General features: G+C 69.4%; 19 protein-coding genes and 1 pseudogene. 9 read left to right on the top strand and 11 right to left on the bottom strand.

Features of this window, described 5'->3' with window-relative positions; all coding sequences use genetic code 11:
• Positions 1-43 precede the first annotated feature (43 nt).
• A complete protein-coding gene (locus AC5Y6X_RS00330) occupies positions 44-1,657 on the top strand; it encodes a GMC family oxidoreductase (RefSeq protein ID WP_499983394.1) in 1,614 nt (537 codons plus the stop codon).
• A 42-nt stretch (positions 1,658-1,699) separates the two neighbouring features.
• The gene (locus AC5Y6X_RS00325) at positions 1,700-2,947 is read left to right on the top strand and encodes an alpha/beta hydrolase (protein WP_499983392.1); all 1,248 of its coding nucleotides are present in this window, start codon (positions 1,700-1,702) and stop codon (positions 2,945-2,947) included.
• Here AC5Y6X_RS00325 and AC5Y6X_RS00320 read toward each other — a convergent pair.
• Genes AC5Y6X_RS00320 through AC5Y6X_RS00305 form a run of 4 tightly spaced genes read right to left on the bottom strand, consistent with a single transcriptional unit; the run spans position 2,934 to position 8,308 of the window.
• Entirely contained in the window at positions 2,934-4,598 is a 1,665-nt protein-coding gene (locus AC5Y6X_RS00320) for an ABC transporter family substrate-binding protein (protein WP_499983391.1), read from the bottom strand. The genes AC5Y6X_RS00325 and AC5Y6X_RS00320 overlap by 14 nt on opposite strands.
• The gene (locus tag AC5Y6X_RS00315) at positions 4,591-6,423 is read right to left on the bottom strand and encodes a dipeptide ABC transporter ATP-binding protein (protein WP_499983389.1); all 1,833 of its coding nucleotides are present in this window, start codon (positions 6,421-6,423) and stop codon (positions 4,591-4,593) included. Before AC5Y6X_RS00315 ends, AC5Y6X_RS00320 begins: the two co-directional genes overlap by 8 nt.
• Complete coding sequence (locus AC5Y6X_RS00310; RefSeq protein ID WP_499985141.1) at positions 6,420-7,301, bottom strand: ABC transporter permease; 882 nt, start codon at positions 7,299-7,301, stop codon at positions 6,420-6,422. The genes AC5Y6X_RS00315 and AC5Y6X_RS00310 overlap by 4 nt, the downstream gene beginning before the upstream one ends.
• A gap of 32 nt (positions 7,302-7,333) precedes the next feature.
• A complete protein-coding gene (locus AC5Y6X_RS00305) occupies positions 7,334-8,308 on the bottom strand; it encodes an ABC transporter permease (protein ID WP_499983388.1) in 975 nt (324 codons plus the stop codon).
• A 135-nt stretch (positions 8,309-8,443) separates the two neighbouring features.
• Here AC5Y6X_RS00305 and AC5Y6X_RS00300 point away from each other — a divergent pair, with 135 nt between their 5' ends.
• Complete coding sequence (locus AC5Y6X_RS00300) at positions 8,444-8,935, top strand: beta-class carbonic anhydrase (RefSeq protein ID WP_324676342.1); 492 nt, start codon at positions 8,444-8,446, stop codon at positions 8,933-8,935.
• A 74-nt stretch (positions 8,936-9,009) separates the two neighbouring features.
• On the opposite strand, the gene AC5Y6X_RS00295 is transcribed toward AC5Y6X_RS00300, so the two are convergent.
• Together AC5Y6X_RS00295 and kasB are read right to left on the bottom strand one after the other, a co-directional pair.
• Positions 9,010-9,417, bottom strand: coding sequence for a PaaI family thioesterase (locus tag AC5Y6X_RS00295; RefSeq protein WP_499983385.1), 408 nt, complete (start codon positions 9,415-9,417; stop codon positions 9,010-9,012).
• Between the two features lie 9 nt (positions 9,418-9,426).
• Positions 9,427-10,683, bottom strand: a complete 1,257-nt coding sequence (gene kasB, locus AC5Y6X_RS00290; protein WP_499983379.1) for a 3-oxoacyl-ACP synthase KasB — start codon at positions 10,681-10,683, stop codon at positions 9,427-9,429.
• Positions 10,684-10,787: 104 nt separating this feature from the next.
• Between kasB and cysD the strand changes: the two are divergent.
• The 3 genes and pseudogenes from cysD to AC5Y6X_RS00275 all read left to right on the top strand — a co-directional run bounded on the left by cysD (position 10,788) and on the right by AC5Y6X_RS00275 (position 14,164).
• Positions 10,788-11,785 (top strand): annotated as a pseudogene (cysD, locus tag AC5Y6X_RS00285) (sulfate adenylyltransferase subunit CysD).
• Positions 11,785-13,647: an adenylyl-sulfate kinase gene (cysC, locus tag AC5Y6X_RS00280; protein WP_499983374.1), complete on the top strand. Its 1,863-nt coding sequence runs from the start codon at positions 11,785-11,787 to the stop codon at positions 13,645-13,647. The pseudogene cysD and the gene cysC overlap by 1 nt, the downstream one beginning before the upstream one ends.
• A 43-nt stretch (positions 13,648-13,690) precedes the next feature.
• Positions 13,691-14,164 (top strand): Rrf2 family transcriptional regulator, encoded by a 474-nt coding sequence (locus tag AC5Y6X_RS00275; protein ID WP_499983373.1) that lies wholly within the window; start codon positions 13,691-13,693, stop codon positions 14,162-14,164.
• Between the two features lie 4 nt (positions 14,165-14,168).
• On the opposite strand, the gene AC5Y6X_RS00270 is transcribed toward AC5Y6X_RS00275, so the two are convergent.
• The 3 genes from AC5Y6X_RS00270 to AC5Y6X_RS00260 form a co-directional block, all read right to left on the bottom strand.
• Positions 14,169-14,558 carry a VOC family protein gene (locus AC5Y6X_RS00270; protein WP_499983371.1) on the bottom strand — a complete coding sequence of 130 codons (390 nt, stop codon included), beginning with the start codon at positions 14,556-14,558 and terminating at the stop codon, positions 14,169-14,171.
• A 67-nt stretch (positions 14,559-14,625) separates the two neighbouring features.
• Positions 14,626-15,816 (bottom strand): class I SAM-dependent methyltransferase, encoded by a 1,191-nt coding sequence (locus tag AC5Y6X_RS00265; protein WP_499983370.1) that lies wholly within the window; start codon positions 15,814-15,816, stop codon positions 14,626-14,628.
• A gap of 9 nt (positions 15,817-15,825) precedes the next feature.
• A complete protein-coding gene (locus tag AC5Y6X_RS00260) occupies positions 15,826-16,239 on the bottom strand; it encodes a VOC family protein (protein ID WP_499983368.1) in 414 nt (137 codons plus the stop codon).
• Positions 16,240-16,308: 69 nt separating this feature from the next.
• Here AC5Y6X_RS00260 and AC5Y6X_RS00255 point away from each other — a divergent pair, with 69 nt between their 5' ends.
• Positions 16,309-17,187 (top strand): LLM class flavin-dependent oxidoreductase, encoded by an 879-nt coding sequence (locus AC5Y6X_RS00255; RefSeq protein WP_499985140.1) that lies wholly within the window; start codon positions 16,309-16,311, stop codon positions 17,185-17,187.
• Here the strand turns inward: AC5Y6X_RS00255 and AC5Y6X_RS00250 are convergent.
• Positions 17,184-18,911 carry a potassium channel family protein gene (locus AC5Y6X_RS00250; protein ID WP_499983366.1) on the bottom strand — a complete coding sequence of 576 codons (1,728 nt, stop codon included), beginning with the start codon at positions 18,909-18,911 and terminating at the stop codon, positions 17,184-17,186. The genes AC5Y6X_RS00255 and AC5Y6X_RS00250 overlap by 4 nt on opposite strands.
• A 129-nt stretch (positions 18,912-19,040) precedes the next feature.
• On the opposite strand from AC5Y6X_RS00250, the gene AC5Y6X_RS00245 reads away from it, so the two are divergent.
• Together AC5Y6X_RS00245 and AC5Y6X_RS00240 are read left to right on the top strand one after the other, a co-directional pair.
• Positions 19,041-19,577 carry an NUDIX domain-containing protein gene (locus tag AC5Y6X_RS00245; protein WP_499983365.1) on the top strand — a complete coding sequence of 179 codons (537 nt, stop codon included), beginning with the start codon at positions 19,041-19,043 and terminating at the stop codon, positions 19,575-19,577.
• Between the two features lie 30 nt (positions 19,578-19,607).
• The gene (locus tag AC5Y6X_RS00240) at positions 19,608-20,138 is read left to right on the top strand and encodes a pyridoxamine 5'-phosphate oxidase family protein (protein ID WP_499983363.1); all 531 of its coding nucleotides are present in this window, start codon (positions 19,608-19,610) and stop codon (positions 20,136-20,138) included.
• Here the strand turns inward: AC5Y6X_RS00240 and AC5Y6X_RS00235 are convergent.
• Complete coding sequence (locus AC5Y6X_RS00235) at positions 20,126-20,668, bottom strand: TetR/AcrR family transcriptional regulator (protein ID WP_499983360.1); 543 nt, start codon at positions 20,666-20,668, stop codon at positions 20,126-20,128. The two genes, AC5Y6X_RS00240 and AC5Y6X_RS00235, sit on opposite strands and share 13 nt — an antisense overlap.
• Positions 20,669-20,670 lie beyond the last annotated feature (2 nt).

The following is a 20,670-nucleotide window of genomic DNA, read 5'->3' as shown; positions in this document are numbered from 1 at the left end:
CGGTCCCGACCGTCTTACACTCACCCCGAAACGGGAGTGCACCATGGACATTCAGTGCGACTACCTAGTGGTCGGCACCGGCTCGGCCGGGGCGGTCGTGGCGAATCGGCTCAGCAGCGATCCGGCCACCTCGGTCGTCGCGCTCGAGGCGGGCCCGCCGGACAACAACCGATTCATTCCGATCCCGGCGGCCTTCTCCAAGCTCTTCCGCAGCGAGATCGACTGGGACTACCTGACCGAACCGCAGGCCGAGCTCGGCGGCCGCGAGATCTATTGGCCCCGAGGCAAGGTGCTCGGCGGGTCGTCGTCGATGAACGCGATGATGTGGGTGCGCGGATTCGCCGCCGACTACGACGAGTGGGCGGTGCGAGCCGGACAGCAGTGGTCCTACTCCGACGTGCTCGGGTACTTCCGGCGCATCGAGGACGTCACCGCGGCGTGGCACTTCGTCAGCGGTGACGACAGCGGGGTCACCGGCCCGCTGCAGATCTCGCGGCAACGCAGCCCGCGTCCCTCGACGGCGGCCTGGCTGGCCGCGACCCGCGAGTGTGGCTTTCCTCCGGCACAACCGAATTCGCCTCGGCCGGAGGGCTTTTGCGAAACGGTGGTCACCCAGCGGCGGGGCGCCCGATTCAGCGCCGCCGACGCATACCTGAAGCCCGCGATGCGCCGCAAGAACCTCACCGTGCTCACCGGGGCCACCGTCACCCGGGTGGTCTTCGACGGGCCCCGCGCGGTCGGCGTCGAATTCGAGCGGCGCGGCGGGCGGCGCGCCAAACGGCACGGCGAACGCTGCGTCGCGCATGCCCGCCGCGAGGTGGTGCTCTGCGGCGGCGCCGTCAACAGCCCCCAGCTGCTGATGCTTTCCGGCATCGGCAATCGCGACCACCTCGCCGATCTCGGCATCGACACCGTCCACCACTCGCCCGAGGTGGGGCAGAACCTGCTCGACCACCTGGTCACGCCGCTGGGCTTCGACGTCGACGGCGACAGCCTCGCCGCCGCCCAAAAGCCCACGCAGATGCTCAAATACCTGCTGCGGCGCCGCGGGATGCTCACCTCCAACGTCGGCGAGGCCTACGGATTCGTGCGCAGCCGACCCGAGCTGGACCTTCCCGACCTCGAGCTGATCTTCGCCCCGGCGCCGTTCTACGACGAGGGCCTGCTGGCCAAGCCGCCGGGCCACGGGGTGGTCTTCGGGCCGATCCTCGTCGCACCGGAAAGCCGCGGCCAGATCACGCTGCGGTCCGCCGACCCGCACGACAAGCCGGTCATCGAACCGCGCTACCTGTCGGACCCCGGCGGCGTCGACCGCGCCGCGATGATGGAGGGGCTGCGGATATGCGCGCGGATCGCGGCGGCCCCCGCCCTCAAAAACCTGCTCGGCCCCATCGCCCGGCCGCGCGGCTGCACCGAGCTGAACGAGGCCACCCTGGAGCTGGCGCTCAGCGCCAACTCGCACACCCTGTATCACCCGCTGGGCACCTGCCGTATGGGCAACGACGAAGCGAGCGTGGTGGATCCGCAGCTGCGCGTCCGCGGGGTCTACGGGCTCCGGGTGGCCGACGCCTCGGTGATGCCCAGCACCGTCCGCGGGCACACCCACGCGCCGTCGGTGCTCATCGGCGAGGTGGCGGCCGACCTGATCCGCGGCTGACCCTGCGTGTCGGCAGAATGGGTCCATGGCGGGCCGACACCGATGACCATGGACGCGAAGCGGCGCCGGATGCAGGAAAAGCTGGCGGGGTTGCCCGGCGTGCGCCCGGTGCGGCGGCCGGTGTCGCCGGGCAGCAGCGACGAGTTCGACCTGTTCTACGTGCGCGCCGGGCGCCGGTCCGCCCACCCGCTGGTGATCATCCCCGGCGGCCCGGGGGTGGCGTCGGTGCAGATGTACAAGGGGCTGCGACGGCGGGCGGTCGCCGCCGGCCTCGACGTGATCATGATCGAGCACCGCGGGGTGGGGATGTCGCGCCACGACGACTCCGGCGCGGACCTGCCGCCGCGCGCGCTCACCGTGAACCAGGTCGTCGACGACGTGGCCGCCGTGCTCGACGACGCCCGCGCGGACACCGCCGTCCTCTACGGCACGTCGTACGGCACCTACATCGCGGCCGGCGTCGGCGTGCGCCATCCGGGCCGGGTGCGGGCGATGGTCCTCGACTCACCGCTGCTGTCGCGGCACGACATCGTGATCGTGCGCCGCGCGATTCGTCGGCTCCTACTGCGGGGCGACAGCCCCGAAACCGCGCCGTTGGCGCCGAAGGTGCGCAAGCTCGTCGATGCCGGCGTGATGACCGCGTCGGCGACGCAGATCGTCGCGACGATCTACGGGCACGGCGGCCCCACCCTGCTGGACCGTCAACTGGATCTGCTGCTGGACGGGCGAAAGCTGCTGTGGTGGGCCCTATCCCGATTCACCACGCTGTCCAACCTCCCATACCGTTACGAGGAAGACCTGGTGAGCCGCATCGCGTTCCGCGAGCTGGACTACGCCGCCGAACCCGACGGCCTCCCGCTCGACCCGGCCGTGGCCGAACGCGAAATCCGCACGCAGCGAGTCAGTTTCGAAGACGAGCCGTACGACCTGGCGGCCGAGATGCCGAACTTCGGGTGGCCTACCGTCGTGGTTTCCGGCGGCCGCGACCTGATCACCCCACCCGCGGTGGCCGAGCGGGTGGCGTCGCTGGTGCCGAACGCCGCGCTGCTGAAGCTGCCCACCATGGCGCACAGCGCACTGGACTTCCGCGAGCCCGCCGCGCTGGCCATCGCCGGCGCCGCGTTCCGCGGCGAGCTCGACGGGCTGGCCGCCCAGGCGCCGGCGCTGGACGAGATGCCCCCGCGCGCCACGGTGCGCTTGCTGTGGAAGGCAATCGAGGTGGCCGCCATCGCCGAGGGCGCCCTGCCGCCGCCGGCGGTGGCTCCGTTGCGGCGGCTCAGGTCCGCATGAACCCGATCGCCGTGTAGTCCAGGTCCGCCAGCCCCGGCGCGCCGAAATTCGCCAGCGTGCTGCGCACGGCGACGTCGCCCGGGGACTGGGTCAGCGGCAGGCTGAACCCCTCGGCCCAGATGAGCTTGTCGAGGTCGTTGGCCAGCGCCCGGGCCTTGACGGGATCGAGTTCTTCCAGCGTGCGCTCGATCGCGGCGTCGATCTCCGGGCTGCCGATCTTGCCGAAGTTGCTCGCCCCGTCGGACTGGTAGATCTGGGTCAGCCCCGACAGGGGGAACGCGTCGCCTTGCCAGCCGAACGCCGCGATGTCGAAGGCGCCGACGTTGATGTAGTTGGTGAAGAAGCCGCTGCCGGACCTGGCCACCAGCTCGAGCTTGACCCCGATCTGGGCCAGGCTGTGCTGGGCGATCTGGGCGAACACCTTGCTGCCCTGCGCGTCGTAGAACAAGTCCCGGACGACCAGCTGGCGGCCGTCCTTCTCCCGGAACTGGCCGTTGCGCTTCCAGCCCAGGGCGTCGAGCTCGCGGTTGGCCGCCGCGGGGTCGTACGGGACGACGGCGCTGTTGTCCTGGTAGCCCTCCTGACCGGCGACGTAGATGTGGTTGCCGAGGGCCACCGGGGTGCCGGTGAGGCCGTACTGGACCACCTTGGCGATGGTCTGCCGGTCGATGCCCTTGGACACCGCGACGCGCAGCCTCTCGTCGGCGAGGATGGAACCCGGGGCCCCGTTGAACGTGAAATGCGACCAACTCGGGGCCGGCGCGCGCCGGATCGAGATGCCCTTGGTCCGCTGCGCGATGGTCAGCTGGTCCAGCGTGCCGACGCCCGTCGCGTCGATCGTGTTGTTCTGCAGGGCCGGCAGCCGCGCGGCGTCGTCGAGCACCAGGAAGGTGATGGAGTCCAGGCGCGGCCGCGGCCCCCACCATTTCGGGTTGCGGGTCAACGTGATCCGCTGCGTGGTCCGGTCCAGAGACGACACGATGAACGGGCCGGCCGACGGGCCGGGACCGTCGAGCTGGCCCTTGTTGAACACCTCGGGCGTGGCGGTCATGCTCTCCGGCAGCAGCATCCCGTTGCCGGCGAACATGCCACGCCACTCGGCATACGGCTTGGCGAAGGTCATGACGGCCTGCCGGTCGTCGACACCCCGGGTCACCGACGCCACCCGGTCGGCGCCGGACAGGCCCGCGATCTCGAAGGCCTTGTCGGCACCGCTGAGGGCGTGGATCTGGCTGGCGATGTCGCGCCACGTGATCGGTGTGCCGTCCGACCACACGGCCTTGGGATTGACGGTGTAGGTCACCACCTGCGGGTTGGTCCCGGTGAGCTCGACGCTGGTGAAGTAGTCGGTGTCGACGGTCGTCGAGCCGTCCGGCCCGATGACGAACGCCCGCGGCAGCGTGGCCTTCATCATCGCGGCGACCTCGGCCGAGTTGCCGTCGATGCTCAGGATGTTGAAGTTCGGCGGAAAGTCGCTGAGCGCCAGCCGCAGGTCGCCGCCGTCCCGCAGCGTGGCGGGATCCCGCGGATTGACATCGCTGGTGGTGCCGATCGACGCGGCGTTGCCGGTCAACGGCGCGAGGTCTATGGCCGGCGAGCACCCGGTGAGCGCCAAGCCGGCGACCACCAACAGAACCGCCGCCCTAGACATACTTCCCCGGGTGCGGCACCGCGCCCAGCAGCCGCCGCGTGTAGTCGTGTTGCGGATTGCCGAAGAGTTGGTCACTGTCGCCCTGCTCCACAATGGTACCGGCATACATCACCGCCACCCGGTGGGCCAGATGTTTGACCACCGAAAGATCGTGAGAGACAAACAGATACGACAGGCCGAACCGCTCCTGCAGGTCGAGCAGCAGGTTGATGATCCCGGCCTGGATGGACACGTCGAGGGCCGACACCGGCTCGTCGAGGGCCAATATCTTGGGCCGCAGCGCCAGCGCCCGCGCGATGCCGATGCGCTGCTTCTGCCCACCGGAGAACTCCGCCGGGTAGCGGGCCGCGTCCGCGCGGCGCAATCCGACGGTCTCGAGCAGCTCGGCGACCCGCGCGTTGGTGTCGGCCTTGCCGAACCCGTTGGCCCGCAACGGCTCGGCGAGCAGCTCGAAGACCGGCAGCCGCGGGTCCAGCGACGCGACCGGGTCCTGGAAGACCACCTGGATGTCGCGCCGCAGCGAGCGCCGGCTCGCCGGGCTCAACACGGCGACGTCGTTGCCCAGCACCTCGATCGAACCCGATTGCGGCGCAACGAGTTCCAGGATCTCGTGCAGGGTGGTCGACTTGCCCGAGCCGGACTCACCGACGATGCCCAGGGTGCGGCCCCGCCGCAGCTCGAAGCTGACGCCGTCGACGGCGCGGACCTCGCCGACGGCGCGGCGCAACACCACGCCCTTGGTCAGCCGGTAGGTCTTGACCAGGTCGCGCACCCGCACCACCACCGACGAATCGCCCGCCGGCGCCGCACGCGCGGCGGTGTTGACCCCGTAGATGTCCGCGGCGCTGCGCTCGCCGACCTGGTCGGTGCGAATGCAGGCCGCCCGATGGTTCACGCCGACCTCGATCAGATCCGGTTCCGCACTGCGGCATTCGTCGATCACCAGCGGGCAGCGCGGCGCGAACGGGCATCCGGGGTCGAGCCCGGCCAGCGACGGGGGCGCACCGGGTATGGGCACCAGCCGGGTGCCCTGCGCGGCGTCCAGCCGGGGAACCGATCCCAACAGTCCCACGGTGTAGGGCATCTGGCGGTTGCGGTAGAGGTCGGTCACGCCGGCGGACTCGACGACCCGGCCGGCATACATCACCAGCGCCCGGTCGGCGAACTCGGCGACCACGCCGAGGTCGTGGGTGATGATGAGCACCCCGGCGCCGGTGACGTCGCGCGCGGTCCTGAGCACCTCGAGGATCTGCGCCTGTACGGTGACGTCCAGGGCGGTGGTCGGCTCGTCGCAGATCAACAGGTCCGGGTCGTTGGCGATCGCAATCGCGATGACAACCCGTTGCCGTTCGCCGCCGGACAGCTCGTGCGGAAAGGCGCGGGCCCGTCGCTCCGGCTGCGAGATGCCAACCAGCTCAAGCAGTTCCACGGCGCGCCGACGGGCCGCCCTGCGGCTCACGTCCGGCTGGTGGACCTCGATCGCCTCGGCGATCTGGTCGCCGACGGTGTAGACCGGTGTCAGGGCGGACATCGGATCCTGGAACACCATGCCGACCGCCTTGCCGCGGAAGCGCGACATCGCGTCGTCACCGAGCCCCAGCAGCTCCGTGCCGTGCAACCGCACCGAGCCGCGCACCCTGGCGTACTCGGGCAGCAGGCCCACCACCGCCATCGCGGAAACGGACTTGCCCGACCCCGATTCGCCGACCATGGCCACCACTTCGCCGGGCTCGATGTGGTAGCCGATGCCGCGCACCGCGGTCACCGGTGCGCTGTCGGTGGGAAAGGTGACGGCCAGGTCGGCCACTTCCAGCAGCGGGCTCACCGGGCGCCACCCCGCAGCGTCGCGCTGCCCGGGTCCAGCGCGTCGCGCAGCGCGTCGCCGGTCAGGTTGGCGCACAACAGGATCAGCACCAGGACGCCGGCCGGGAACAGGAACACCCAGGGGAAGGTGGTCGCGGACTGGGTGCCGTTGGCGATCAGGGTCCCCAGCGACACGTCGGGCGGCTGGATGCCGAAACCGAGGAAGCTCAGGCCGGTTTCGGCCAGGATGGCCGAGGCGACGTTGAGCGTGGCGTCGATGATCAGGATGGACGCCACGTTGGGCACCACGTGGCCGAGGATGATGCGGCGGCTGGTGACCCCCATGTACCGTGCGGCGCTGATGAATTCGCGATCGCGCAGGCTCATGGTCATGCCGCGGACCATGCGCGAGCTGATCATCCAGCCGAAGCCGGCCAGCAGCAGCACCAGCAGCAGGATGCTGGACGACTTCTTGACCCGCGGCGTGAGGATGGCGATGAGGATGAAGGCGGGCACCACCAGCAGCAGGTCCACCACCCACATCAGCACCCGGTCCCGCCATCCGCCGAAATAGCCGGCGATGGACCCGACGGTGGCCGCGATGCCGGTGGAGATGAACGCCACGCAGACACCGATCAGCATCGACTTCTGCATGCCCCGCAGGATCTGCGCCAGCAGGTCTTGCCCCAGCGCGTTGGTGCCCAGCCAGTGCCGGGCGTTCGGCGGCTGCAGCAGCGCGTTGAAGTCGAGGTCGTCGTAGGAGTAGGGCAGCAGCGACGGCAGCAGGTAGCAGCCCGCGAACAGCAGCACCAGCAGCGTCAGCGACGCCACCGCGAGCCGGTTGCGGGCAAACCTGCGCAGCACCAGGGTGCGGCGCGAGGCGAACTCCGGGCCGGAGATCCCTTGGGCGGCAGTCGTTTCGGTACCAGAGGTCACGACACCCGCACCCTCGGGTCGAGCGCCGCGTAGATGACGTCGGACAGCAGGCCGGCCAGCAACACCACGGCGCCGGAGAACAGGGTGATCGCGGCGATGATGTTGGTGTCCTGCGTCGAGATGCCCTGCACCAGCCATTCGCCCATGCCGTGCCAGCCGAAGATCTTCTCGACGAACACCGCCCCGACGACCAGCCCGGCCACCCCGTAGGCGAACAGGGTGGCCAGCGGGATCAGCGCGGTGCGCAGCCCGTGCTTCAGCAGCGCGCGCCGGCGGGTCAGCCCCTTGGCGCGGGCGGTGCGAATGAAATCCTGGCCCAGGACGTCGAGCATCGCGTTGCGCTGATATCGGCTGTAGCCGGCCGCGCCGATCAGCGCCAGCGTCAGCGTCGGCAGGATCAAATGCCGCAACCGGTCCAGCAGCTCGTGCCCCGCGCCCACCACGCCCGGTGACGTCTCCCCGGTGTAGTCGAACAGCTGGATGCCGACGGCCCAATTGACCCGCAGGGCACCGAGTATCAGCAGGTTCGCGATGACGAACGACGGGGTGCTCAGCACCAGCAGCGCCAGCGTGGTGACGACGCGGTCACTGATCCGGTACTGCCGGATCGCGCCCCACGCCCCGGCGGCGATGCCCAGCACGGTGCCGGCCACGGAGCCAATGATCAGCAGCCGCAGGCTGACTCCGATGCGGCGCCACAGCGTGGTCGCGACGGGCTGGCCGGTGATGGTCGTGCCGAAGTCGCCCCGGACGGCGTGCGAGGCCCAGTGCGCGTAGCGGATCGGTATCGGTTGGTCCAGGCCGAGCGCGTGGGCCTTGGCGTCAATGACGGCCTGCGGTGGGCGCGGATTGCGCTGCAACAGGTTGTCCAGCGGCGAGAACGCGAGCGAAGTCAGGCAGTAGGTCAGAAACGACGCCAGCGCGAGCAGCACCAGGTAGTTGAGCAGCCGGCGCGCCAGGAAGCGAATCATGCCCGACCGAGCCGCCCGTGCCGCATTGGGACAGGCTAAAGCGTCTCGGGGCGGTCCTTGTGATCCGGCTGATTTTCATGGGTGAATTGGGGATGGCCCGCAATTAGGATCCACGCGATACCCCAGGAGGCTGGTGTGACGGTTACCGATGACTACTTGGCCAACAACGCACAGTATGCGAGCACTTTCAACGGACCGCTGCCCATGCCGCCGAGCAAGCATGTCGCGGTCCTCGCGTGCATGGATGCCCGGCTCGACGTGTATCGCATGCTGGGCCTCAACGAGGGTGAGGCCCACGTCATCCGGAACGCCGGCGGGGTGGCCACCGACGACGCCATCCGCTCGCTGGCCATCAGCCAGCGATTGCTGGGCACGCGGGAGATCATCCTGATTCACCACACCGACTGCGGGATGCTCACGTTCACCGACGACGACTTCAGGCGCAGCATTCAGGACGAGACCGGGATCCGCCCGCCGTGGGCCGCCGAGGCGTTCCCGGATCCCGCGGAGGATGTCCGGCAGTCGTTGCGGCGCATCGAAAGCAGCCCGTTCGTGACCAAGCACGTTTCGGCGCGCGGGTTCGTCTTCGACGTCGCCACCGGCAAGCTCAACGAGGTCACCCTCTAGAACGTTTCGCCGAGAGTGAAGCCGTCGCGAAAAATCGGCACAAGTTTCGCAGCAGTTTCACTTTCGGCGACGATTCAGCCCACCTTGTACGTCGCCAGGGCCTTGGCGACCAGCGTGCCGGAAGCGTCGAGGATCTCGGCCTCGCAGTTGGTCAGCCACCGGCCGCGGCGCAGCACCCGGCCCACGCCGATCACGTCGGTGGCGCGGGCCGGCGCCATGAAGTCCAGCGTCATCGACACCGTCACGCCCCGCAGATCCGGGGGCGCCTCCGCGCCGCACCAGGCCGCCGCCATGACGGTGACATCGGCGAGGGTGGCGATGGCGCCGCCGTGGACCATGTCGCCGATGGTGATGTTGGACGGATCCCACGGCAGCCGCAGCCGCACCTCGTCGTCGCCCAAGTGCTCGGCGACGATGCCCAGCTTGGCGACGAACGGGGATTGCGGGATGAACTGTGCGATGACGTCGCGGCCGGTTGCCATGCGTCCAGGTTAGGGGTACCGGCCGAACGCGATCGCGACGTTGTGCCCGCCGAAGCCGAACGAGTTGTTGATGGCAAAGCGGTAGTTGCCCGGCCGCGGCTTGCCGGCCACCACGTCCAGGTCGATCTCGGGGTCCAGGTTGACCAGGTTCAGCGTCGGCGGGATCACCTGGTCCCGCAACGCCAGCAGGGTCAGGATCGACTCCACCGCGCCCACCGCGCCGACCGAGTGGCCCAGTGCGGCCTTGGGCGCGTACACCGCGGCCTTGTTGCTGCCCAGCGCGTTGTTGATGGCCTTGCCCTCGGCGAGGTCGCCGACGGAGGTGCCGGTGGCATGGGCGTTGACGTGGTCGATTTCCTCGGGCGTGATGCCGGCGAGCTGAATCGCCCGCGTCATCGCGTGCCCGGCGCGCTCGCCGTTGGGGTCCGGCGCCACCATGTGGTAGCCGTCGGAGGTGATGGCGGCGCCCATGATCCGGGCCAGGATCTTGGCGCCACGCGCCTTGGCGTGCTCCTCGGTCTCGATCACCATCAGGGCACCGCCCTCGCCGAACACGAACCCGGTGCGGTCCCTGTCGAACGGGCGACACGCCCCCGCGGGGTCGTCGTTCTTCGTGGACATCACGATGCGCATCTGGGCGAACGCCGCGATCGCGACCGCCTCGATCCTGACCTCGACGCCGCCGCAAATGGCGATGTCCGCCTCACCCAGCACAATGTTGCGCCATGCCTGGGCGATGCCTTCCGAACCCGACGCGCACGCCGACACCGGCGCGATCACCCCGGCCCGGGCGTGCCGCTCCAGTCCCACCGCCGCGGCGGCGCCGTTGGGCATGTACTTCTGCACCGCGAGCGGCGAGACCGCGTTCTTCCCGCGAGCGCGCAGGTCTTCGTAGCTGAACACGATCTGTTCGGCGGAGCCCAGGCCGGTGCCGATGGACACCATCAGCCGGTTGCCGTCGACCTCGGGCGAGCCGGCGTTGTCCCACACCCGGCGGCTCAGGACGGTGGACATCTGCTGCAGATAGCCCATCCGATGCCGCTCGGCGCGCGTCCATCCGTCGTCGAAGTCCTCGAGCAGGTGCCCGCCGATGCGCACCGGCAGGTCGTAGTGCTCGACGAACGAGTCGTTCAGGGTCCGAATGCCGCTTTGGCCGTCCAGCAACAACTTCCAGGTGTTCTCGGCGTCGGTTGCCAGTGCGGTCGACATGGCAATGCCGGTGACGACCACATTCGGCAGACCGTTCCCCGTAGCCAACGGTGCCATCAGGTCCGCGAAACCTCCCTGTCGTTGTCCGGCTAAGACCAGCCCCAAGTTACACGCGGTCGCGCCATTGACACTGGCGGGGGAGCCTGGTTCCATATACGACAATAAGCATAAATCTGGTAAACTCTACCAAGTTTATCGGGATTTCACAGGGATTTCGCAGAGGGGGCCCATGACCAGCGAAGTGACGGCTGCGCCGACGCCCGGACAGTACGAATTGAGCCATCTGCGCTCGCTGGAGGCCGAGGCGATCCACATCATCCGGGAGGTGGCCGCGGAGTTCGAGCGGCCGGTGCTGTTGTTCTCGGGCGGCAAGGACTCCATCGTCATGCTGCACCTGGCGCTCAAGGCCTTCCGGCCGGGACGGCTGCCGTTCCCGGTGATGCACGTGGACACCGGCCACAACTTCGACGAGGTGATCGCCACCCGCGACGAACTGGTCGCCGAATCGGGGGTGCGCCTCGTGGTCGCGTCCGTGCAGGAGGACATCGACGCCGGCCGCGTCGTCGAGACCATCCCGTCGCGCAACCCGATCCAGACGGTGACGCTGCTGCGCGCCATCCGGGAGAACAAGTTCGACGCGGCGTTCGGGGGAGCGCGCCGCGACGAGGAGAAGGCGCGCGCCAAGGAGCGAGTGTTCAGCTTCCGCGACGAGTTCGGCCAGTGGGACCCGAAGGCCCAGCGCCCCGAGCTGTGGAACCTGTACAACGGGCGGCACCACAAGGGCGAGCACATTCGGGTGTTCCCGCTGTCCAACTGGACCGAGTTCGACGTCTGGTCCTACATCGGCGCCGAGAAGATCAAGCTGCCGTCGATCTATTTCGCGCACCGGCGCAAGGTGTTTCAGCGCGACGGAATGTTGCTGGCGGTGCACCGGCACATGCAGCCGCGCCCCGACGAGCCGGTGTTCGAGGCGACGGTGCGTTTCCGCACCGTCGGCGACGTCACCTGTACCGGCTGTGTGGAATCGACGGCCGCCACCGTGTCGGAGGTGATCGCCGAGACGGCGGTGTCCCGGCTGACCGAGCGGGGCGCGACCCGGGCCGACGATCGGATCTCGGAGGCCGGGATGGAAGACCGCAAGCGGCAGGGCTACTTCTGATGGCCGCGCCCGCCACGCTGCTGCGCATCGCGACCGCCGGCTCCGTCGACGACGGCAAGTCCACGCTGATCGGGCGCCTGCTGTATGACTCCAAGGCCGTGATGGAAGACCAGTGGGCGTCGGTGGAGCGCACGTCCAAGGAGCGCGGCCACGAGTACACCGACCTGGCGCTGGTCACCGACGGCCTGCGCGCCGAACGCGAGCAGGGCATCACCATCGACGTGGCGTACCGGTACTTCGCCACTCCCAAGCGGAAATTCATCATCGCCGACACCCCGGGCCACATCCAGTACACCCGCAACATGGTGACCGGCGCGTCGACCGCTCAACTGGTGATCGTGCTCGTCGACGCCCGCCAAGGCCTGCTCGAGCAGTCGCGCCGGCACGCCTTCCTGGCCTCGCTGCTGGGCATCCAGCACATCGTGCTCGCGGTCAACAAGATGGACCTGATCGACTGGGACAAAGAGAGATTCGACTGGATCCGAGACGAGTTTCACGCCTTCGCGGCCCGCCTGGACGTGCAGGACGTGGCGACCATCCCGATATCCGCGCTGCACGGCGACAACGTGGTGACCAAGTCGGACAAGGCGCCGTGGTACGAGGGACCGGCGCTGCTGTCGCACCTCGAGGAGGTCTACATCGCCGGTGACCGCAACCTGGTCGACGTGCGCTTCCCGGTGCAATACGTCATTCGGCCACACACCCGCGAGCACCAGGACCACCGCAGCTATGCGGGCACGGTGGCCAGCGGCGTGATGCGCCCGGGCGACGAGGTGGTGGTGCTGCCGACCGGCAAGAACACCCGGATCGCCTCCATCGACGGGCCGAACGGCCCTGTGGCAGAGGCGTTTCCGCCGATGGCCGTCTCGCTGACCCTCACCGACGAGCTGGACATCTCACGTGGCGACATGATCGCCCGCACCAACAACCACCCAAGGGTCGCACAGGAATTCGACGCGACCGTCTGCTGGATGGCGGACGGCTCGGCGCTGGAGCCGGGCCGCGAGTACGTCATCAAGCACACCACCCGCACCACCCACGCGCGGATAACCGCGCTGGAGTACCGGCTCGACGTCAACACCCTGCACCGCGACAAGTCCGCAACGGCATTGAAGCTCAACGAACTCGGCCGCGTCTCGCTGCGCACGCGGGTGCCGCTGCTGCTCGACGAGTACACCCGTAACGCCAGCACCGGCTCCTTCATCCTGATCGACCCGGACACCAACGGCACCGTGGCCGCGGGCATGGTGCTGCGCGACGTCGCGGTGCAGACGGCCAGCCCCAACACCGTGCGGCACGCGTCACTGGTGACTGCCGCCGACCGGGCGGTGCGGGGCAGGACCGTCTGGCTCACCGGCCTGTCGGGCGCCGGCAAGTCGTCGGTGGCCATGCTCGTCGAGCGAAAGCTGATCGAAAAGGGAATCCCCGCATACGTTCTCGACGGCGACAACCTGCGGCACGGCCTGAACGCGGACCTCGGCTTCTCCATGGCCGACCGCGCCGAGAACCTGCGCCGGCTGGCGCATGTGGCGACGCTGCTCGCCGACTCCGGCCAGATCGTGCTGGTGCCGGCCATCAGCCCGCTGGCCGAACACCGGGAGATGGCGCGGAAGGTGCACACCGACGCGGGCTTCGACTTCATCGAGGTGTTCTGCGACACCCCGCTCGCGGAGTGCGAAAAGCGTGATCCCAAGGGGCTGTACGCCAAAGCCCGCGCCGGTGAGATCACGCATTTCACCGGCATCGACAGCCCGTATCAGCGGCCGAAGCATCCCGACCTGCGGCTGTCCTCGGACCGCCCGCTTGAGGAGTTGGCGCAGAGCGTCATCGACCTGCTGGAGTCCCGGGAGTCCCAGCCCTAGCGCGGACCGCGTCCCTCCGCGGGTGGGTGGCACAATCCTCAGGGTGCGCATGTCAGCCAAGGCCGAGTACGCGGTGCGGGCGATGGTCCAGCTCGCCACGGCCAGCAGCGGCTCGCTGGTCAAGACCGACGACCTGGCGCAGGCGCAGGGCATCCCGCCGCAGTTTCTCGTCGACATCCTGACCAACCTGCGCACCGACCGGCTGGTGCGAAGCCACCGCGGCCGCGACGGCGGCTACGAGCTGGCCCGCCCGGGAAACGAGATCAGCATTGCCGACGTGCTGCGCTGCATCGACGGGCCACTGGCCAGCGTCCGCGACATCGGGCTCGGCGACCTGCCGTACTCCGGGCCGACGACGTCGCTGACCGACGTGTGGCGGGCGCTGCGCGCCAGCATGCGTTCGGTGCTGGAGGAGACGACGCTGGCGGACGTCGCGGCCGGTGCGCTGCCCAAGCACGTCGCGCAGCTCGCCAACGACTACCGGGTGCAGGAGAGCGTGCGGCACGGCGTCGACTAGCCGGCTACCCGCCCGAGCCGTAGGGACGGGTGAGGATCTCCATGGCGTGCCCGGAGGGGTCCATGAAGTACACCCCACGCCCGCCGTCCCGGGTGTTGATCTCGCCGGGCCGCTTCGCCCCGGGGTCGGCCCAGTGCTCCATGCCGCGCGATTGGATCTTGCCGTAGATCGCGTCGAACTCGGGCTCGGAGACCAGGAAGGCGTAGTGCTGCCGGCGGATGTCCTGGCCCTCGGGGGCGTCCGCGTAGTCGAGGCTGGCGCCGTGGTCGAGCTCGACAACCATGAAGTGGCCGAACGGCTTCGGGCTCGGCAGGTCGAACAGCTCGGCGAGAAACTCCGCGGACTCCCGCTTGTCCCGCGAGGCGACGATGGTGTGGTTGAAACTGATGGTCATAGTTCTTCCCAGTATCCCCTTTTCTCGCGAGCGTGCGTGTTGGTACGGCGCCACGCCGCGGGGAGTGTCATTCTGCGCACGCTCGGGCCATCGCCAGGAAGTCCAGACGCCACAACGCCCGAAAGAGCTCGCGAGCCAATTCGGCGGGCTGCGCCACGGTCGCGGCGATCTCACGGATGCTGCGGCGGCCGTCGACCAGTTGCACGAAGGGCATTTGAACGGGGCTGAGCGTGAGCCTGGTGGCGCCGGGCCAGACGATGTCGGTTCCGGACACGACGCACGCGGTGCGCAACACGGGAACGTAATCGAGGGACTCGGGCGTCGAAAAATCAATCGTGTATTGCTCTTTCGGGCGGTCCGGGCGGCACGCCATGAAGAAATGCGTGGCGTTGAGGGTTTGGATCCGCTCCATCACCGACCAGAGTTTGACGTCGGGCAGTTTCGCCAGCGCCGCGTGAAATCCGCCCACCGGCCCCAGGATGTCGTGCGGATAGTACGGCGTCTTGTGAAACCAGCCCTGGAACGCGAGCCCGGCCGACGCGACAAGATCCAGGCACTCCTCGACGGTGTAGCTGCGCTGGCGACCGTGCAGGAACGTGTCGACGACGGCGCCGTCGTCGACCAAGTCGCGGGCCACCTTCAGGTAGCTGCGGAGGGGATGCTCCGCGGGAAGCATCGCGATCGCGTCCTTGACCAGCCGCACCGACGCGTCGTCCTGGGCGAGCCCCAGGTCGCGGAAGACCGATTCGAGCAGTTCCACCCCGATTCGGCCGTATTTGGCGTAGAGCATGACCCCGATGACTCCGTCGCGCCGCAGGCAGCCCGCGAGCGCCTTCATGCCGGCCAACGGATCCGCCAGGTGATGCAGCACCCCGGTGGACACCACCAGGTCGAAGTCTCGTCGCAGCGCCGGCAATTCCTCGATCGGCAGCAGGTGCAATTCCAGGTTGTGCAGCCCGTGCTTGTCCTTCAGATACTGCTGATGATCGAGCGCCGATTGACTGACGTCGACCCCGACGACTCGGGCGGCCCGGTTGGTGAAGGCGAACACCGCCGCCTGATTCGCGCCGCACCCCGCGATCAGGATGTCGAGGTCCGGCCGGTATTCGCGGTCGGGCCACAGGATTCGATGGGATCGGAACGGGTCGAACCACTCCCAGTTGGTCTTCGAGTAGACCTCGAGATCCTGGATCGGGGGCGGATAGCGCCAGCGATCGTATTGCCGGGCGACAACGTCGCTGCGCGGTGGGTCGTTCACTGCTCGAGGCTACTTCGGCGCCGTCAGCTCCAGGGCGATGTTGTCGGGGTCGCGGAACTCGAGGATGTACGACGGCCCGATGTCCTTGACCGGCTCGTGGTGGACCCCGATTTCATCGAGATGTGCTGCCGCGGAATCCAATTCGGCCTTGCTGCCCAGCCGGAACGCGAGGTGGTCCAGTCCGGCGCGGTCCTCGTGGAACCGGTCGTTGGCGACCGGGCGCAGCCCGAGCAGCGTGCCACCCAGGTCGTAGATCACGCCGCCGAACAGGAAGCTCAGCTGCTTGCGGGTCGCTTCGTTTGCGTTCTCGGGAACCTCCAGCAACACCGGCCAATCGAAGACGCTCTCGTAGAACTGCCGAGATCGCTCGATGTCGGTGACGGTGAGGCGGACATGCGCGATCGAGGTGCTGGTTATGCCCACCCGCCCCATGCTGCCACTCGGGGGTCCGCGGGTTGAAGGCATGCCAGAATCGCCGTCGTGCGGATAGCGATGACGATGCCGGTGATGGAGCCGGACCTGGACGCCGGAATCCTGGAGAACTGGGCGCGCGCCGTCGACGAGGGCCCGTTCTCGTCGCTGTGCTGGGGCGAGCGCATCGCGTTCGACAACCCGGACAACCTGACGCTGCTCGGCGCGCTGGCCGCGTGGACCAGCCGGGTACGGCTGGTGACCACGGTGATCGTGCCGCAGCTGCACGACCCGGTCATGCTGGCCAAGGCGCTGGCCACGGGCGATCTGCTGTGCGGCGGGCGGCTGACCGCGGGCCTCGGCGTGGGCGGCAGGCACGAGGACTACCACGCCGTCGGCGCCGACCCGGCCACCCAGACGATGCGGGCCATGGCCGACCGCGTGGCGGTGATGAAGCGGGTGTGGGCCGGCGAAAGGATCGCCGAGTCGGCGCGGCCGGTGGGCCCGCCGCCCGTCCAGGCCGGCGGCCCGCCGCTGTTCGTCGGCACCATCGGACCCAAGACCGTCCGCAGCGCCGCGGCCTGGGCCGACGGCCTGGCCGGTACCACCCTGGACCTGGACGAGGCCAAGCAGAACGAGCTGTTCGACGTGGCGCGCGCGGCCTGGGCCGAGGCCGGCAAGCCGAGGCCCCACCTGATGACGTCGTTTTGGTTCGCGTTCGGCCCGCCGGAGGAGGCCCGCGCCCAGGTGCACCGCCATCTGCGCCGCTACATGAACTGGATACCGCCCGAGTACGTCGACGCGATGGCGCCGATGACCGGGTGGGCCGGCAGCGAGGACGAGCTGGCGGCGGTGCTGCGAAAGTTCGAGGCGATCGGCACCGACGAGGTCCAGCTGATCCCGACCAGCTCGGATCTCGACCAGCTGCGGCGCGCCGCGGAGGTGGCGGGGCGGCTCTAGGCCGACGCGCGCTCGTTCCCCGTATCGGGGCCGGCCGCGGGTTCCTGCGGCGGCTGCCCCTTGCGCAGGGTCGCCAGCAGCTCGCGGTACGGGCCGACTAGGTAGACGGTGTCGCCGCCGCGAAGCCAGGCGTCGCGGCGCGGGTGCAGCGCGACGGGTGCGTCCTCGCGGGTGATCGCGATGACGCGGGTCTGCGTGGACAGCTCGAACATCTTCAGCCCGTCGAGCTCGCTGCCGGGCGCCACGTGCATGCCGCCCACCATGAACGAGCGCTGCCCCACCGAAAACGTCCCCAGCACCTGCAGGCCCATGGCGGCGCCGATGAACCACGGCGCGGACAGCTCGACCGTCGACCGCACGTTCTCGAAACCGAACCGCTGCGCCACCGCGGCCCCCAGCGCGCGGTCGTACACGCGCAGCACGAGCGGGACGTCGGTCCGGATGACATCGGGCATCACCCTGGGCCCCAGCATCTCGCGCAGCACGATTCCCGTCTCGATGTTCACCATGTCGTCCTGGGTCAGCACCGCCACCGCCCGCGCCCGGGTGACCCCGGCCGCCTCCAGCGTCTGGCGCAGCGTCGCGTCCCCGAAAATCACCGGCACGTCGCGCTCGGCCGCCGACGACAGGAATCGATTGTTCTCGTCGCGCTCGACGACCGCGACGTCGTACCCGGCGGCGGTCAGGTCCTCGACGACGCGGCTGCCGAACGAACCCAGCCCGACGACGATGACGTGGTTGCGCAGGTGCCGTGCCCGGCGCCGGCCGGCCGAATGGACGAAACGCCGGGAGAGCAGCAGGTCGGCGATGAACGCGACCAGCAGCGCGGTGGTGGTCACGCCGGCGAACATCAGCATGATGCTGAACAGCCGCAGCCAGGTGGGCTGCGACAGGAAGCTGAAGTCGCCGTAGCCCACCGTCGCCATCGTCTCGGTGCTGAAGTACAAGGCGTCGAGCCACGTCATCTTCGGGTTCGGCTGATAGAACAGGCGCAATATGATCGTCGACCCGATCAGCAGGCAGGCCGCGGCCATCAGCGCCCGCGGGAACATCGGGTTGAGGTCGTCACGCAGGCCGCGCAGGGCGTCGAGCATTCGCCGCGGCAGGGGCCGGCGTGAGCGGCTCGCGGTCGGCCGCGGGACCCTGATGCCGCGGGCGGCCAACTCGTCGGCGGTGCCGATCATCGCCGTCCAGTCCCCGGCGTGCACCGGCAGATCCCGGCCCGGACACGCTTCCACCTTGCCCGGCGTGGGGGAGTTCTCGCCGTGGATCACCGCCACGGGCGCCAGGCCGCCGTAGATCTCGCGCAGCGTCGCGTCCCGCGGCGCCTCGGCGCCCGAGACGACGAATTCGATGCCCGCCGCCTCGAACGGGTGCGTGGTGTGCGCCAGGCACGCCTCGACGACCGACGGCGCCGCGAGCTCCGCAACGTCCAGGATCGCGCCGGGGCGTTTGTCGGCCGTCAGGGCCGTCCGCAGCACGTCGTTGGCCAGCCGCGCCACCACGCGCACGTTCGGGTTGGCTTTCCTTGCCAGCAGGGCGATTTCGAGGTTGGTCGCGTCGTTGTCGCCGGCGCAGACGACGGCGCGAGCGCGGGCCACCCCGGCGCCGGCGAGCTCGGCGGCGGTGGCCACCTTGACGATGTGCACCCCGGCGCTGTTGAGCTCCTCGACGATCGTCGTCGCCAGCGCGTCGTCGCCGCTGACGATGATGTGGTGGCGCATGATCACCCACGCTTCGGCCGTTGTTACGACTATTGGTGTTACGACTATTGGACAACGTACCGATCACGCGGGCCGCCGAAACGTCCGCCTGACCGGTCCCGCGATCGCGCCGGCCGTGATACTGGCGGCGTGTCTTTCATCGAATGCGTCGCGTCGCGCGAGGTCTATCGCAACCGGTGGCTGACGGTTCGGGAGGACGACATCCGCCGCCCGGACGGCAGCTCGGGCATCTACGCCGTGGTGGACAAGCCGACCTATGCGCTGGTGCTGCCCTACGACGGGCGGCGTTTCCGGTTGGTCGAGCAGTTCCGCTATCCCGTTGGCGCGCGGCGCTGGGAGTTTCCCCAGGGCAGCGCCCCCGACCTGGCGGAGGCCGACCCGCGTGAGCTGGCCGAGCGGGAGTTGCGCGAGGAGACGGGGCTGCGCGCGACGTCGTTGCAGCCGCTCGGCCTGGTGGACGTCGCTCCCGGAATGAGCAGTCAGCGCGGGTGGGCGTTCCTGGCCACCGGCATTGTCGAGGGCGAAGCCGACCGCGAGCACGAGGAACAGGACATGCACAGCGAATGGTTCTCGCGCGAAGACGTCGAGCAGATGATGCGGACCGGGGTGATCGCCGACGCGCAGTCGATCGCCGCCTACGGCCTGTTCCTGCTGCGCGAGCGATGACTTCCGGGGCCGGCGCCGGTCAATACCGGCATGACCATCACACAACGCAACCTCGACGGCTACGGCGCGCCGCCGATCGAATGGGCGCGCGTCAAGGAGGTGCTGGACGGTCCGCTGCCGCAGGCGCCGGGCAGCGGCGGCCCGAACCGCCACACGGTGTGGCTCACCACGATCAATCCCGACGGCAGCCCGCACGTGACGGCGGTCGGGGTGGTCGGGTGCCGCGGCAGCTGGTACTTCACCTCCGGGCCGGCGACCCGGAAATCCCGCAACCTGGCCCGCGACCCCAGGTGCGTGCTCAGCGTCGCGACCGAACCGTTCGACCTCGTGGTCGAGGGCACCGCGGGGCGGGTCGCCGACGCGGGTGAATTGGCCTCCGCGGCCGACGCTTTCGTCCGGGACGGATGGCCTTGCGAGGTCGCGGGCGACGCGCTGACGGCGGAGTACAGCGCCCAATCGGCGGGTCCGGCGCCATGGCATCTCTATCGCGTCACGCCGTCGACGGTGGTCGCGCTCGGCACGTCGGAGCCGTTCGGCGCCACGAAGTTTCAGCTGGACTGAGCCGGAAGGCCCGCCGCGGCCCGGATCTGGCGGCGCGCCGCGGAGCGGTCGGGGTCGGGAAATATGTAGTGGCTCAACGCGGTCCGTGCGATGGCGCCGGCCAGGTCTCGCGCGTTCACCGGTGTGGCGAAGGCGCCCTCGCGGGCGCAGCGCGCCAACACCGCGACCAACCCCTCGGCGAGCATGGGCAGCGCCTGCGCCATCTGTTCGTGGGCGAAGCCCGGCTCGAGGTCGAGCAGCCGACCGGGCGGCTGCGCCTCGACGAAGGTCGCGATGACGTCGACGGCGGCTTCGAGTCGTGCGACGCCGACGACGCCGGACATCGCCCGGTCCATCGCGGCGGTGAAGCGCCGGCGTTCCCGCTTCCCCAGCGCATCGATGAGTTCCTCTTTGGACGCGAAGTAGCGGTAGATGGTCGGCCGCGAAACCCCGGCCAGGTTCGCGACGTCCGTTAGCGACAACCTGCGGGCGCCGGTCCGGAACGCGAGCCGCTGGGCCGCGTCGAGGATCCGGTCGGCCAGATCCACCACGA

The organism is Mycobacterium sp. NGS26 (genome assembly GCF_059813025.1).
The sequence above is the reverse complement of the archived record's forward strand: the minus strand, read 5'-3'. Positions and strand labels throughout refer to the sequence as shown.